Source organism: Nocardiopsis halotolerans DSM 44410, from assembly GCF_000341065.1.
Taxonomy (GTDB): Bacteria; Actinomycetota; Actinomycetes; order Streptosporangiales; family Streptosporangiaceae; genus Nocardiopsis; species Nocardiopsis halotolerans.
Window position 1 is genome coordinate 25,488 of sequence record NZ_ANAX01000246.1, and the last position, 14,923, is coordinate 40,410.

Annotated in this window: 10 protein-coding genes and 2 pseudogenes; 6 read left to right on the top strand and 6 right to left on the bottom strand. The window is 71.5% G+C overall.

Annotated features, from left to right (window positions below; all coding sequences use genetic code 11):
* The first annotated feature begins 13 nt into the window (after positions 1-13).
* On the top strand, positions 14-742 hold the full coding sequence (locus D455_RS0119200; protein WP_017572330.1) for a hypothetical protein: 729 nt from the start codon (positions 14-16) through the stop codon (positions 740-742).
* A gap of 39 nt (positions 743-781) precedes the next feature.
* The gene (gene yaaA, locus D455_RS0119205) at positions 782-1,528 is read left to right on the top strand and encodes a peroxide stress protein YaaA (RefSeq protein ID WP_017572331.1); all 747 of its coding nucleotides are present in this window, start codon (positions 782-784) and stop codon (positions 1,526-1,528) included.
* 356 nt (positions 1,529-1,884) lie between these two features.
* Here yaaA and D455_RS0119210 read toward each other — a convergent pair whose 3' ends face one another.
* Positions 1,885-3,579, bottom strand: coding sequence for an RNA polymerase sigma factor (locus tag D455_RS0119210; RefSeq protein WP_152487104.1), 1,695 nt, complete (start codon positions 3,577-3,579; stop codon positions 1,885-1,887).
* A 367-nt stretch (positions 3,580-3,946) separates the two neighbouring features.
* Positions 3,947-6,003, bottom strand: a pseudogene (locus D455_RS31010) (SpoIIE family protein phosphatase).
* Positions 6,004-6,572: 569 nt separating this feature from the next.
* On the opposite strand from D455_RS31010, the gene D455_RS0119220 reads away from it, so the two are divergent.
* Both D455_RS0119220 and D455_RS0119225 read left to right on the top strand, forming a co-directional pair.
* Entirely contained in the window at positions 6,573-6,860 is a 288-nt protein-coding gene (locus D455_RS0119220) for a hypothetical protein (protein WP_017572334.1), read from the top strand.
* Positions 6,861-7,043: 183 nt separating this feature from the next.
* On the top strand, positions 7,044-8,660 hold the full coding sequence (locus tag D455_RS0119225; RefSeq protein ID WP_026122784.1) for a hypothetical protein: 1,617 nt from the start codon (positions 7,044-7,046) through the stop codon (positions 8,658-8,660).
* Between the two features lie 82 nt (positions 8,661-8,742).
* On the opposite strand, the gene D455_RS0119230 is transcribed toward D455_RS0119225, so the two are convergent.
* The 4 genes from D455_RS0119230 to D455_RS0119245 all read right to left on the bottom strand — a co-directional run bounded on the left by D455_RS0119230 (position 8,743) and on the right by D455_RS0119245 (position 13,730).
* Complete coding sequence (locus D455_RS0119230; protein WP_017572336.1) at positions 8,743-9,540, bottom strand: tyrosine-protein phosphatase; 798 nt, start codon at positions 9,538-9,540, stop codon at positions 8,743-8,745.
* Positions 9,541-9,601: 61 nt separating this feature from the next.
* On the bottom strand, positions 9,602-10,336 hold the full coding sequence (locus D455_RS0119235; RefSeq protein ID WP_017572337.1) for a nucleotidyltransferase family protein: 735 nt from the start codon (positions 10,334-10,336) through the stop codon (positions 9,602-9,604).
* 41 nt (positions 10,337-10,377) lie between these two features.
* Entirely contained in the window at positions 10,378-12,837 is a 2,460-nt protein-coding gene (locus tag D455_RS0119240) for an AAA family ATPase (protein ID WP_017572338.1), read from the bottom strand.
* A gap of 194 nt (positions 12,838-13,031) precedes the next feature.
* On the bottom strand, positions 13,032-13,730 hold the full coding sequence (locus D455_RS0119245) for a ribonuclease HII (RefSeq protein ID WP_017572339.1): 699 nt from the start codon (positions 13,728-13,730) through the stop codon (positions 13,032-13,034).
* A gap of 231 nt (positions 13,731-13,961) precedes the next feature.
* On the opposite strand from D455_RS0119245, the gene D455_RS0119250 reads away from it, so the two are divergent.
* Positions 13,962-14,534 (top strand): DoxX family protein, encoded by a 573-nt coding sequence (locus D455_RS0119250; protein WP_026122785.1) that lies wholly within the window; start codon positions 13,962-13,964, stop codon positions 14,532-14,534.
* Positions 14,535-14,609: 75 nt separating this feature from the next.
* Positions 14,610-14,923 (top strand): annotated as a pseudogene (locus D455_RS0119255) (hypothetical protein); the annotation flags it as partial.

The window sequence follows — 14,923 nt, forward strand, 5'->3', positions numbered from 1 at the left end:
CGAGGATGGCGGTATGCGCTCCACCCTCCGGAAACGTCTCCCCGCCCGGGGCTCCCTGTCACGGGCCCTGCGCCGCGACCTACCGGGACGGGCCGAGGCTCCCGTGCCCGGCCCCTTCCCCGGCCGCTGGCCGACCGTCGTCTCCCTGGTGGCGGCCCCGCTCCTCCTCCTGGCGGGTGAGCTGGTCAAGGCACCACACCACTTCTTCTTCCCGGAGCAGATCGCGGCGTACGCCGACCACCCCGACCAGCTCGCCTGGGGCTACGGACTCTGGCTGGTGGGACAGCTGGCCCTGATACCCGCCTTCGTCGGACTGGCGACCTCCGTGGCGCGCACACGCCCGGTCCTGGGTACCGCCACGGGGTTGGTCTGCCTGGTGAGCGTGGTGGTGACGGGCTTCACGGAGGGCGCGAACTTCGTACTGTTCCAGCTCGCCGACGCCCACTCCCCCGGTACCGCCACCGACGTCGTCGGCCACGTCTACTCCCAGACGAGCGTGGGTTACGTGTTGGCGTGGACGTGCCATGCCAACTGGGTCCTCCTCGCCGTGGCCCTGCTGTCGACCCGCGTGGTGGGGCCGGTGCGCGCCCTGGCCCTGGCCCTGGTGTGGGCGCACCCGAGCGGCGTCCTCAAGGGCTTCACCCCCGTCGGCGCGGTCGTCCTCGTCCTGCTGTGCGTCGTCTTCGTCACCCTCGCCGTCCGGATCCTCCGCCACCGGGGACGGTTCGCGGACACGGCCTAACATGGGCTGGTACCCGACCACCACCTGGGAAGTTCCACCATGCTCATCCTGCTGCCGCCGTCCGAGGGCAAGGCCACCTCCGGCGAGGGTCCCCGTCTCGACCTCGGGACTCTGACCCTTCCGGAGCTGACCGGGGCCCGGGAGAGGGTCATGGCGGCGCTGGCGGACCTGTGCTCGGGACCCGAGGACACCGCGCTGGACACCCTGGGCATCAGCGCCAGGCAGGCCGACGCGCTCAAGCGGAACCTCGACCTGGCCACCGCGCCGACCCTGCGCGCGGCCGACCTGTACACGGGCGTGCTCTACGACCGGCTCGGCCTGCCCGACGTTCCCGGGGCCGCCGGAAGGGTCCTGGTCTTCTCCGGGCTGTGGGGCGTGGTCGGTCCCGCCGACCGGCTTCCCCCCTACCGCCTGTCCATGGGTGTGAAACTGCCGCCGCTGGGCGGTCTGGGCGCCTACTGGCGGCGCGCGATGGCCGCGCCCCTGGACGCGCTCACCGGGGACCAGCTCCTGGTCGACTGCCGCTCGGCCGCCTACGCCGCCGCCTACACCCCAGGCAACGGCGTCACCGTCAAGGTGCTGCGCGAGCGCGTGGTGGACGGGGTCGTCAGGCGTTCCGTGGTGAGCCACATGGCCAAGGCCACCCGGGGCGACATCGCCCGGTCCCTGCTCGTGGAGGGTGTGGACGTCTCCACCCCCGGAGAACTGGTGGACGCCCTGCGCGACCTGGGGCACGCCGTGGAGCTGTCCGCTCCCCGCGTCCTCGACGTCATCGTCCGCGACTGAGACCGCGCCGGTCCCGGGCTCCGGCCGTGCACGCGAAAGGGGAGTGGCGGCCNNNTCGGTATCGCGACTTTATGCCGCACCTACAGTACGTGCGGCAACATGGGCACCGTCGGATGGATGACACGCAGTGCCGGGAGACCAAGGACGCTCCCGAGCACGACGGGCGCCCTGGAGTACCACGGGGGATGCTCCGGCACACGCGGGAGTCGCCACACCCGCGCGGACCACGGGGGCACCGGATCCCGAGTGCGCCGTCCCGCCCCAGGCAGGCGGGACGGCGCATCCGGGCCGGTCCGGTTCTCGTCAGTCCCCGGCCGACGGTCGGACCCGCCAGCCGGTCGACCACCTGGAGGAACCTAGTCCAGGTAGTCGCGGAGCACCTGCGAACGCGACGGGTGACGGAGCTTCGACATCGTCTTGCTCTCGATCTGCCGGATGCGCTCGCGGGTGACCCCGTAGACCTTGCCGATCTCGTCTAAAGTCTTGGGCTGGCCGTCGGTGAGCCCGAAGCGCATGGACACCACGCCCGCCTCACGCTCGGACAGCGTGTCCAGCACCGAGTGCAGCTGCTCCTGGAGCAGGGTGAAGCTGACCGCCTCGCCCGGCTGGATCGCCTCGGAGTCCTCGATCAGGTCACCGAACTCGCTGTCGCCGTCCTCACCCAGCGGGGTGTGCAGGGAGATCGGCTCACGGCCGTACTTCTGCACCTCGACGACCTTCTCGGGGGTCATGTCGAGTTCCTTGGCCAGCTCCTCCGGGGTGGGCTCGCGACCCAGGTCCTGGAGCATCTGGCGCTGCACGCGGGCCAGCTTGTTGATGACCTCGACCATGTGCACCGGGATACGGATGGTGCGCGCCTGGTCGGCCATGGCGCGGGTGATCGCCTGGCGGATCCACCACGTCGCGTAGGTCGAGAACTTGAAGCCCTTGGTGTAGTCGAACTTCTCCACGGCGCGGATCAGGCCGAGGTTGCCCTCCTGGATCAGGTCCAGGAAGAGCATGCCGCGACCGGTGTAGCGCTTGGCCAGCGACACCACCAGCCGGAGGTTGGCCTCCAGCAGGTGCTTCTTGGCGCGACCGCCGTCCTCGGCGATCCACTCCAGCTCGTCGCGGAGCTCGAAGGTGAGCAGCTCGCCCTCCTCCGACAGCTTCTCCTCGGCGAAGAGCCCGGCCTCGATCCGCTTGGCGAGCTCGACCTCCTGCTCGGCGTTGAGCAGCGGGACCTTACCGATCTGCTTGAGGTAGTCCTTGACCGGATCCGCCGTCGCACCGGCCGCCACGACCTGCGCCGCCGGGGCGTCGTCATCGTCGTCGTAGAGGACGAACGACTCGTCCTCGTTGGCGGGCTTGGCGGGAGCACCCACGGCCTCGGGCTTGGCGGGCTTGGCGTCCTTGTCCGCCGGGTCCGGCGTGTCCTCGACCAGCTCCAGCTCGGCGCCGGTGTGCTCGAGGTCGTCCATGCCGTCGTCGAACTCGCCGTCCGCCGCGAGTTCGAGCTCCTTGGCCGCCGTCTTCTTGGTCGCGGTGGCCTTGGGACCCTTGGCGGCGGTCTTCTTCGCCGCGGTCTTCTTGGGCGCCGCCTTCTTGGCGGGCTTGGCCGCGGTGGACTTCTTGGCCGCGGGCTTCCTGGCCGCCTTCTTGGCGGTGCCCTCGCCGTCCTCCACGGAGTCGACCACGGCGGTGACCGTCTCGGTCTGCTCCTGGGCCGCCGCCGCGCGCACGGGCTTGGCGGTCCTGCTCGCCGCGGTGGTCTTGGTGGACCTGGTCGAGGTGGACCGCGTGGCCGCCGTCTTGGTGGTCGCCGCCTTACGCCGCGGGGCCTTGCGCCGGGAGGAGGCCGACTCGGGAACGAGTACGGTCACGCCCTCCTTCGCGAGGCTGCGGAGCACGGACTGCGCCTGCGACATCGGGATTTCGGCCTCTTCGAAGGCACGGCGCACGTCCTCGGGCTCAAGGAAGCCCTGGGACCGCCCACGCTCGATCAGCTGCTGAATGACGGGCTCTTGCAGTGACTCGGACTGCTTCGAGCGAGTCGAACTGGCAGATGACACAAACACCTCTCGAACGGACGTGTGGCGAGATTGTCGGACCCGGTGGTCCGCCTGGCCGGGACCGGGCACGGCGCCCTCTCCCACCTGCGGCCTGGGATCGTCCCCACTGGGGCGGGGAAGCCGTTGGTCTTTCAAGCGTATGCGCTCCCCGGGATTCGTCCCCGTCAAGCGTATGCGCTCCGGGAGGTCATCCCCGCAGGGAATTCCTCCGCGTCGCGGGGCGGAACGGCTTCTTCACTGTAGGCAAGGCAATGGACTTGTTCGTACGGTCTGTTGTCGGTCTGTCGCCGGTACACCGATCCGGCACGGACTGGTGCGCACCGGTCCGCCACAGACCGATGCCCACCGGTTCGTCTCGGACCGGCGTCTACCGCTCCGGCACGGAGTCGATCACCGGAAGCTGAACGGCGAGCAGAGTGACGTCATCGTCCTGCTCATACCCATCGAGCATGCTCTCAACAAGGTACTCCAGCATCTGCTGTGGATCGCCCACCACCTCCGGAGGCGCCGAGGACGCCACGTCGACGAGTTCGTCGAGTCCGGAGTCGACGGACCGTTTGCGGTTCTCAACCAGTCCATCGGAGTACAGGGCGACGGTGTTACCGGGTTGCACGAAGAATTTGTGGTGACCCCGCGCGGAGCTGATCCCGAGCGGGGTGTCGGGCTCGGTGTCCAGCAGTGACGGCCCGGCGCTACCCGCCACGACCAGCGGCGGAAGGTGTCCCGCGTTACTGAGGTCGAGCTGGCCGGTGACCGGGTCCAGCACGAAGTACACCAGCGTGGTCACCTGGTCCATCCCCTCCGTGGCCGTGAACATACGGTCCAGTCCGGCGAGGACGTCGGCGGGTTCGGGCATGGAGAACGCCAGGGCGCGCAACGCGTTGCGGATGCGGCTCATTCCCGCCGCGGCCGGGATGCCCTTGCCCATGACGTCGCCCAGGACCCCGGCGACGCGGCCGTCCGGCAGCGGGAAGGCGTCGTACCAGTCGCCGCCGACCTGTACGTTCTGCGATCCGGAGCGGTAGTAGGCGGCCAGGCGTACGCCCCGCACCTCCGGCAGCTCCTCGGGCAGCATGCTGCGCTGGAGCTCCTCGGCGGTGCTGTGCTCCTGCTCGTAGAGGGTGGCGCGGCCGATGGCCAGCGCGCACTGCCCGGCCAGGGCCTCCAGGAACACGCGCTCCTCGTCCGTGACCTCCCGGGGCGTGGAGAAGGCGAAGCGCAGCGCGCCGATGGGGCGCCCCGCGGCCATCATCGGCAGCGCGACCCAGGCCCTCTCCGGTGTGGAGCGGACGAGTTCGGCGACCTCTGGGGCCTCGTCGAGCAGCGCGCCCAGCTCGGCCGGGTTGGCGGCGAGGCGGGGAAGCCGGTCGGCGATCGCCTTGGCGGCGATGTCGGGGTGGTCCGCCGGGAATGCGGGCCTGGGCAGCGGATGGGCGTGCGTGGCGGCGATGGTGCGCAGCCGCAGGCGGTTCCGGTCCAGCAGGACGACGCTGGTGTGGTCGGCCCCCACTCCGGAACGGCCGATCTCGGACACGGTGTTGACGACCTCGTCGGCGGTGAGCGCCTCGGCCAGGTCGGAGGTGGCCTTCTGGAGGCGGGCGGTGCGCATGGCCGCCTCGCTGAGCTGCTGGTTCAGGCGCTGGCGGAGTTCGTCGGCCTCGCGCTCGGTGGTGATGTCGACGAGGGTGCCGACCCACTCCGCGGCCCGGGGTCCGTCCATGATCGGGTGGGCGCGGGCCCGGTAGTGGCCGTAGCCGCCCGACGCGGTGCGCACGCGGAACATGGCGTCGAAGGGGGTGACGTCGAGGACGGCGTCCTCCCAGGCACGTTCGACGCGGGAACGGTCGTCGGGGTGGACCGCGTCGAGCCAACCCCGGCCCAGGTAACGCTCCAGGTCCTGGCCGGTGATGGCCCGCCACCGGGGGGAGTCCTCGTGGACATCGCCGCTGGGCCCGGCGGTCCAGACGATCTGGTTGCCCACCTGGAGCAGGGCGCGCAGCCGCTGCTCGTCGCGGCGGGGGNGCGGCCGACGTCACGGACGGCGATGAGGGCGACGTGCTCCTCGCCCGTTCCCGGTTCGGTGACGGGAAACCAGGTCAGGTCCCACCGCTGCCCGGCGGGCGTGCGGTGGCGTTCGCGGACGGCGTGTCCGTGCTCGCGCACGCTGGCAAGGCAGGCCTGGTGGCTGGCGGCCGCCGTCGGGTCCCCGCTCTCGTCCAGCAGGCTTCCCGGGGTCCGGCCCAGGCACTCGGCGGGCGTCCGGCCCAGCACCGCGTCGGCCAGACGCTGGTTGATCGTGCCGAAGGCGTCGTCGGGGCCGAGGAGCGCGAACCCGATCGGGGAGTCGGTGAGAAGGGATTTCACCGCGTCGGGGAGGTCCGCGCCGTTGATCCGGGGTGGTGGAATGGACGTCTCGGCGCTCAACTGCTCGACACCTCCGGAACCGTCGATTCCCCATCCGTGTTTCGTTGGGGGATGTGCTGCCTGAACCGCGTGGCCCCTGTCGACCGGCCGTCCACGGCGCAAAGACCGGGAGTCGCGCGGCGCCGAAGGTGATCGGGGGCTCCGCGGCTCTCGGAAGTCACGCTCGATGACTCCTCTCGGCCGCTGTCACGGCTCAAGCATAAGACACAGCCGTCCACACGCAACGGCCGTCGTGGGGAGACACCGTCTCCAGGCACGGATGGTAAATAATAGGCCACCCGACGCCCGTATCACAGGGGCCGGAAGTCACACGGGCGTGTTTTCCGCGCATTCACGGCGATGGGGGTTCGTGGCGGGTTTGCGTTCCATGCAGGTGAACAGGAACGCTATATGCCCGAAAAGCCCTTTTCGCCTTGTTGACCTGCGGGGATGGTGGTGATCGGGTAAACGATGCTTCCCCGAGGTTTTATCAACAGCGTGCCGGGAGAGGGGTTGACAGTCTGTTCAGAACAAGTGGAATGGGTGAAGGTCACCGTCCAGGCCATCTTCAGCTAGGGGTGTGAGCGAGAATGCTCCAGACCTTCCCGGTCCAGGATCTCAGGCGGATCTCGGCACGGCTCCACGACGAGTTCAGTGCCCTGTCCCACCGCTGTGTCGAACGCTGTGTCAGCGACACCTGGAACTGTGTCGAACACCTGGGCATCACGGTCACGCCGCATCTGGTCGAGCGGGTCGCCCGCGAACACCTGGAGGCGATGGTGAACTCCGTGCCGCCCTCCCAACCGATCAGGACCGCGCCGCACAGGTCGGCGACCGGCCTGTTCGGCGGCCATCACGGGGTTCCGGAACCGCGCTGAGCCCACGGCTCCCCGGCAGGGCGCGGTTCCCCGCGGGGTGTCGTGCTCCGACCGGTCCGGACGGGTCCGGAAGCCGTCGGGCGGCAGAGCCCACACCCGGGTCTGGCATACGCTCGGGTGGTGCCCTCCCCGACACCTCCACCCACAGGTCCCGAACCGGTGCCCGGCGCCGTCTTCGACGAGATGCTGCGCGCCGCCAGGGCGCTGCTGGCCATGCGCCACCCGCTCGACGCCGAGCTGGCCTTCAGCGAGATGCTCGGCACCTGGTGGGGTGAGCGGGTTCCCGGCGTGGACGTCGAACGGCTGCTCGGCGAGGGCCTGATCGCACACGCCACCGCCTCCGGCAAGCCCGCCGGGCTGGGCGTGCTCGCGGCGATCACCGCCCTGGGCACCTCGTCCGGACAGCGGAGCCTGGCCGAACAGGGGATGATCGCGCTCAGGGAACGCGGTCTCCAGGTGCCCGAGTGGGCCTCCCAGCTCGGCGTGGTCACGCCCGTGGCCGCCTACGTCAGCACGGACCAGTTCGGTGACACCGACGATTTCGTGTGCGTGTTCAGCCGCGACCGCGGCCACACCGGTGATCCGGGGTCACTGCCGCCCGAGCACGCGCTGATCCTGGTCCTGGACCACAACGGCGGCGGTGTGCTGCGGGACGCCTGGGTGACCACCAAGGTCGAACGGCTGTTGCAACGGTGCCGGGAGAGAGCCGAGACCGACGAGTTCGCCCGGTTCTCGCAGGTGGAGCTGACCGAGGCGCGGGCGGTGCTGTCCCGGGCGTTGGAGCGCACCGGACAGGTGGTGGCGGGCGCGTCGGAGGACCGGGCCTCGGGCCCGGCCGTGGAGCCGGTGGGCCTGAAGGTCTCCGACCTGACCGGCGGTTCGCTGGCCGCGCACTTCGCACTGGTCAACGCACGGGTACGGGCGCTGCCCGGACCGCCCGACGGGGTGGACCCCTCCCCCGTGCCGGTGTGGCGGCGCGACCGGCGGGCGGTTCTGGCCGCCCGGTTCCTGGCCTCGGACGAGGCCGCCGAGCTCTCCGACTCCTACGCGGCGAGCCGTTGCGCCGACCACATCATCGCGCACGGCTGTGACGTGGACAGCGGTCGGCCGATGCGCGTCAGCCCGCGCAAGGTGGAGTCGTTCCTGCTGCACTGGCTGCCCGGCAGGGTGGTGCTGCTGCCCGAGGAACAGGAGGCCATGCCGCATGTTCTGGCGGCGTGGGTGCGTTGGGCGGGCGGACGCAACGGGCTGCCGGAGGTGGCGGTGGGGGCGACGCTGGACGCGGTGTGGGAGTCCACGTCCGAGTTCACCCGCACCTACCGGGATCCGGCGCGGCCGCTGGGGCTGCGCCAGGAGGCGGTGCGGCGGCTGCTGCCGGACGGCGACTTCGCGTCGCTGGCGCGGCGGATGTTCGCGTTCCCGCTGTTGGCGAGCGAACTGGTGACGTGGGCGCCGGAGGAGTTCGATCCGGACACGGAGAGGGGGCGGCGGGCGCTGCTGCGGCTGGACCACTACGGCGAGTACGAGGCCGCCAGGCCGCACACCGGCCGCCACTCCAGCGGGCAGGACCGCTGGTACCGGCCGGTGACGGGGGACGACCCCGACCGGGAGCGGGATCTGGCCCGGCACGAGCGCCTGGCCCGACGGCTGTGGCACGGCAGACCCGCGAACCTGTGGGCGGCGGCGCGCCGGATGCTGGACCGGGGTGTAGACCGGCCCACGGTGCTGGCCGCGCTGGCCGAGGTGCTGGACTCCGCCTCCGGGGAGAGCGACCTGCGCCGCCGCCTGGACTCGCTCTAGCGGTACCGGGCCGAAACGCTCCTGGTGTGACCGGAGTGGCCCGACCCCGAGTACGACGGACAGGACCCGTCGCCCGAACGGCCTACTCCAGCATGCGCTCGCGGAGCCGCTCGACGGTGCCGTCGGAGAGCCCGAGCCCCTCCTTGACGTAGGCGTCGAAGGACCCGTGGACCTCGTCGACGTGGTCGAATGCGGTCTCCAGGTACTCGGCGCGCACCCGCGTCATCGGGACGACCTCCTCCCAGTCCAGATCGCTGTGCCGCGCCAGCCTGCGCATCCACTCGTCGGTGTTGGCCTGGCGCTCGTTGCTGGCGAGGTAGTCGGCGACCACCACGTCGCGGTCCACACCCAGCAGGCCCAGCAGCAGGGCGGCGCCCCACCCGGTGCGGTCCTTGCCCGCGCTGCAGTGGAAGACCAGGGCGCCCGGCCCGTTGGCGACGCGTTCGACCAGTTCGCGGTAGCCGGTGAGCGCCTCGGCGTCGGAGACCAGCTCGCGGTACACGCCGTGCATGAAGCGTTCGGCGGCGCCGTCGGCGAACATCTGGCGCGCCTTCTCCGGGTCGGCGAGGGCCAGCGAGAAGTTGGCCCCGGCCGCCTCCGGGTTCTGTACGGCCACGACCGCGTACTCGGCGCCCTCCGGGATGATGTCGGGCAGGGTCTCCCGCTCGTGCGGGGTGCGCAGGTCGACGAGCTGCCGGATGCCGAAGCCGTTGTAGACCGGCAGCTCGTCCGCGGAGATCGTGTGGAGGGCGTCGGAACGGTACACCAGGCCGTGGCGGACCCTGTGGCCCGAGGCCGTGCGGTGGCCGCCGAGGTCGCGGAAGTTGGGAGCGCTGGAGAGGAGGAAAGCGTCGTTCGTCACCTTCGTGACGATACCCACCCCGCCAGGACCACGTCAGCGGACGTCCGGTTCTCCCCGGAGGGGACGCTCGAATCCCCGGTCAGGAACCCTCGCGCATGGCGGTGATCTGCTCCCCCGCCTCCTTGACGTCCTTGGCGGTGTCCACTCCGCGCCAGAACCCGTCGATGCGGTAGGCGGTCAGACGCCCCTCCTTGGCCAGTTCGGGGAAGGTGGAGGACTCGTGGTCGCCCTTGGTCGGCAGCAGCGGGGTGATCCCCGGCTCGAACAGGTACACGCCCGCGTTGATCCACACCGGAAGCAGCGGGCTCTGGGTGAAGCCCTCGATCCGGTCCCGGTCGTCCACGTCCACGATGCCCCAGGTCGTACGGAACTGGGACAGGGCCAGCGTGGCCATCCCGCCCCTGTCGCGGTGGTGGGCGGTCATCTCGTCCAGGGGGAACCAGGTGAGCACGTCCCCGTTGAGCGCGAAGTAGGGGGCTTCCTGGTCACGCAGCCCGGTGGAGGCGAAGCGCAGGGCGCCGCCGCGCCCGAGCGGTTCGTCCTCGACCAGGAGCGTGATCTCCGGTCCCGTCCCACGGGCCTCCAGGTACTCGCGCAGGACCTCGGCCTTGTAGCCGCAGGAGACGACGACCTGTTCGACGCCGTGGCCGGTGAGCCACTCCAGCTGGTAGTCGATGATGGGCCGTCCGGCCACCTCCACCATCGCCTTGGGGCGGGTGTCGGTGTAGGGCCGCAACCGGGTGGCCTGGCCCCCGGCGAGGATGAGGGCCTGCGTGACGGGGGACGCGGAGGATGAAGTGGGAGAAGCGGTCATGTGTCGGACACTAGCAGCCCGCGGCTCCGCGGCCCCCGGGTCTACTGCGTGGCCTCGGCGTAGGCCCTGCGGACGTCGGCACTGGTCAGCACGGTGAGTTCGGTGGCGGTCGCGGCCTCGCCCACCTCCTGCGACACCCGCAGGTCGCGGTGGGAGCACGCCTTCTCGAACAGGGAGCGGGCGAAGCGGCCGTTGCCGAGCTCGTCGATCCACCCGGCCTCGCACACGTGCGTGAAGATGCTCCGCAGGTCCCCGCGCGCGGTGTCGTCGAAGGCGTCACCGGTGCGCGCGGCCACCGCCTCGGCGATCTCGGTGAGCTCGTCGGGGGTGTAGGAGGGGAAGCGCACCCGCACGTTGAACCGCGAGGACAGCCCGGCGTTGGAGGCCAGGAAGGTCTCCATCTCCGCCGGGTAGCCGGCGAGCACGACCACGAGCCGGGACCGGTCGTCCTCGGCCCGCTTGAGCAGGGTCTGGACGGCCTCGGCCCCGAACGCGTCGCCGCCGCTGTAACCGGGGTTGACCAGGGAGTAGGCCTCGTCGACGAACAGCACGCCGCCCAGCGCGCGGTCCACGAGGCGGTTGGTCTTGACCGCGGTGGCGCCCAAGTGCTCGCCGACCAGGTCGGCCCGCTGGGCCTCGACCACGTCGGCGCGGCCGAGCAGTCCCAGGGCGGCGAAGACCCGGCCGAGCACCCGGGCCACGGTGGTCTTGCCGGTGCCGGGAGGGCCGGAGAACACGAAGTGCCGCATGGGCGCCTGGTTGAGCAGCCCCTGCTCCTCGCGGAGCTTGGCCACCCGCAGCTGGGCGACGATGGAACGGACCTGCTCCTTCACCGGTTCCAGACCGATCATGGCGTCCAGTTCGGCGAGCGCCTCCTCGATGCCGGGCGCCTCTCCGAATCCGGGCAGGCGGGAGGTGAGTTCCCGGTAGGCGGACTCCACGTCGGCGGAGCGGACGGTGATGAGGTCCTCGGCGCCGGGCCGGGGCGTGGGCCCGCCGCCGTCCGTTCCCGCGGTGACCACGCGCACGTCGCGGGCCTGGGCGGCCTTCTCGACCACCGAGCGGGCGAAGCGGCCGTTGCCGAGCTCGTCGACCACCTCGCGCTGGACCACCTGGTCGAATCTTCGCCGGAGTGTCTGCGCGGCCCCGTCGTCGAGGGTGTCGCCGCGCTGGTGGACGAGGGACTCGGCGATGCGGAAGAGCTCGTCGGCGGAGTAGCTGGGGAAGGTGATGCGGGTGGCGAAGCGCGAGGCCAGGCCGGGGTTGGAGGCCAGGAAGGCGTCCATCTCCTTCTCGTACCCGGCCAGGACGACGACGAGCTGGTCACGGTCGTCCTCGGCGCGTTTGAGCAGGGTCTGGACGGCCTCGTTGCCGAACCGGTCGGACTGCCCGTCGCCCTCGTTGACCAGGGAGTAGGCCTCGTCGACGAACAGCACGCCGCCCAGCGCGCGGTCCACGAGCTCGTTGGTCCTGATGGCGGTGGCGCCCAGGTACTCCCCCACCAGGTCGGCCCGCTGGGCCTCGACCACGCGGGAGGTGGGCAGCAGGCCGAAGGAGTGGAAGATGGTGGCCAGGGTGCGGGCGACGCTGGTCTTACCGGTGCCAGGCGGCCCGGAGAAGACCAGGTGGCGCAGCGGCCGTTCGACCGGGAAGCCCGCGTCGGCGCGTAGGCGGGCCGCCTCGATGGAGGCGGCGATCCCGCGCACCTGCTGTTTGACCGGGTCGAGCCCGACCATGTCCTCCAGTTCGGCCAGGGCCTGGTCGACGGGGACGGGTTCGGAGGGTTCGCCGTCGGCGGCGTTCCGGGATTCGGCGCCGGAACGTGCGCGCAGCGGTTGGGTACGGGAGCCGGTACCGCCTTGGTCTGCCTGGCCGCCCGGGGGACCGGTGCGCCGGGAGACGGGCATGGACCTGGCCGTCTCCCTCCGGTGGGCCTCGCTGTCCCGCCTGATCTGGTGGGAGGCCGACAGCCGCCACAACAGGCAGGCGCCGGCGGCGGCGTAGAGCAGGGCGATGCCCCAGGACGCGGGGAAGGCCTCGACGACCAGTCCGACCAGGGCGAGGGAGAACCCGGCGATGAGCCCGGCGGTGAGGGCGAGGGCGGCGGTGTGCCAGGCGGGGAACTCACGTGCCCGGCTGGTCGCCAGGACCACGAGCGGGGGCAGGGGCAGGACCAGTAGCGTGACGGGTTCGCCGGTCAGGGGGATCTGGAAGAGGGGAACGGCCACGGCGAGCCAGAGCACGCACACCATGACGGTGACGAAGGCGTCGACCGAGCGCATGAGGGCGGCGAGGACCATCAGCAGGACGAGGGTGCCGGTGACCGCGCCGAGGACGGAGATTCCCGTGACGAAGGCGACGACGGCGACCACGGTGAGTAGGACCAGGCCGGACACGAGGCGTCGGCCGAGGGGGATCCGGTGGTAGAGGGCGCGCAGACGGTCGAGTCCCGAGGGGCGTCCCGGCTCCGTGGCGGCGGTGGAGCGCATCTCACGCGTCATCCATGCCCCTTCCTGCGTGGGGGTCCGTGGGCGGTCGGCTCTCCTGACCGGCGGGGGTCGGGCCGGATGGCGTCGGGGGGACCGACGTCCACAGCCACAGCCTTGCCCCAAGTGGGGCGGATGTCCAGTGCGGTACAGCGTGTCGTGTCCCCTGGTCGGTGCCTCCCGCCTCCTTCCACGGCGCGCCGGGAGGGTCACAGCAGGGGTATCTGCCCGCCGGAGCCGGGGCGGACCCTGCGCAGGTGCCTCCAGCGGGGCAGGTCGTCGAGGTAGGCCCAACTCATGCGGTGGTGCGGGGTGGGTCCGGACTCGGCGAGGGCGGCGCGGTGCACGGGTGAGGGGTAGCCGGCGGCCCTCTCGAACCCGTAGCCGGGGTGGTCGGCGGCCAGGTCGGCCATGAGGGCGTCGCGGTGGACCTTGGCCAGGATCGCCGCGGCGGCGACGCTGACACAGGCCAGGTCGCCCTTGACGCAGGTGCGGACCCGCCAGGGGCGGCCGATGAAGTCGTGTCTGCCGTCGAGGATGACGGCGTCGGGCCGTGGGGCGAGCGCGTCCAGGGCGCGGCGGGAGGCCCGGTGCAGGGCCTCGGTCATGCCGACCTCGTCGATCTCCTCGGGGGAGGACCAGCCGAAGGCGTGGTCGGCGACCCAGGGCCGGAGCTGGTCGGCGAGCTCACGGCGGCGTTTGGGGGTCAGGCGCTTGGAGTCGGTCAGCCCGGAGGGCGGGGCGCCCTCGCCGGGGACCGCGGCGCAGACCAGGAGGGGGCCGGCCCAGGCGCCCCGGCCCACCTCGTCCACACCGGCGACCACCCGCGCCCCCGAGGCCCGGAGTTCGTCCTCCAGCTCGTAGGTGGGGGCGGTGGGCGGTGTGGCTGGTGAAGGTGTGGTCGGCACGGTCCCACCCTAGTGCCGAGGTACCCCGCTCCCGGACGCCTTCCCCGGACGGACCGGCACCGCCCCCGCGACCGACGTCACCGGGGGTCCAGCGGCGGAGGCACTCCCACAGCCCGCGCCCCTCGGTCCACCGGAAACCGCGCGACTCGCCGACCACAACACCAGGCTGTTGACCGTCACTTTGGGTAGTTTCCGCTTGTCAGTACCGTCGGCCGCCCGAGAGGGATGGACATGCAGCGCGCCAGGCCGTATCCCCGGCCACGGATCTCCCGGGACCGCCTCCACGACGTCGTCGCCGCCCTCGTACGGATCGGGGTCGGATGGATGTTCGTCGGTTACGGGTTCACTCTGCGTGGCCGGGAGGACTCGGTGGCCGAACAGCTCTCCGCCACCGGGTTGGGCGCGCTCTCCTTCACCGCGGCCGCCCTGCCCGCCCTGCTCGTGTCGCTCTCCCTCGCCTTCGCCGTGGGCCTGCTCACATGGCTGACCGGCCCCCTGCTCGCCGCGGCGGCCCTGCTGGGCGCCCTCACGGCGGGCGCGCCGGAGCTGGCGCCCCTCCCCTCGTGGGGGACGACGGCGCTGGTCACGGCGGTGTGCGTGCTGATGGCGGTGAACGGCGGACGCTGGTCCTGGGACCACCTCGTCCTCTCACCGAGGATCTCCGTGCGGCACCGGAGACACCGCCACCGGACGTCCGGGGAACGGGGAGGGAGACCCGCCGTTTCGCGCCGACGCCCCGAACACGCCCCTCCACTGCTCTATCCTGTGGGACAGGCCGCGCTACGGCGGTCGTATCGACTGTGACGCGATACCCCGCGGCCCCCTTGGCGTCCGCGCGGGTCCGCGTCTCCTTGACACGGATTCGGTGGGGGGAACGCCATGTCCGCCGCAGCTTCCGGCCCGAACCCTGACAGGTCCCTGGCCAAGCTGATCGAGATCGCGGAGCAGCCGACGCTCGGCCAGCGCCTGATCAGCTGGGGCGCCCGTCCGCCCGGTCGGCTCTACATCCCCGCGTGCGGCGTGGTCGGCCTGGTCCTGCTCTTCGAGGACAGCGTTCCCGGGGGGCACCTGGTCACGTTCGTCATCGGCCTGGTGGGCGGCCTGCTGCTCGCCGGGATGGGCGCCCTGCGCCTGGGGATCGCCCTGGCCGTGGCCCGTCCGATGATCCGCCACTACTGGCTGCGCTGGGTGTC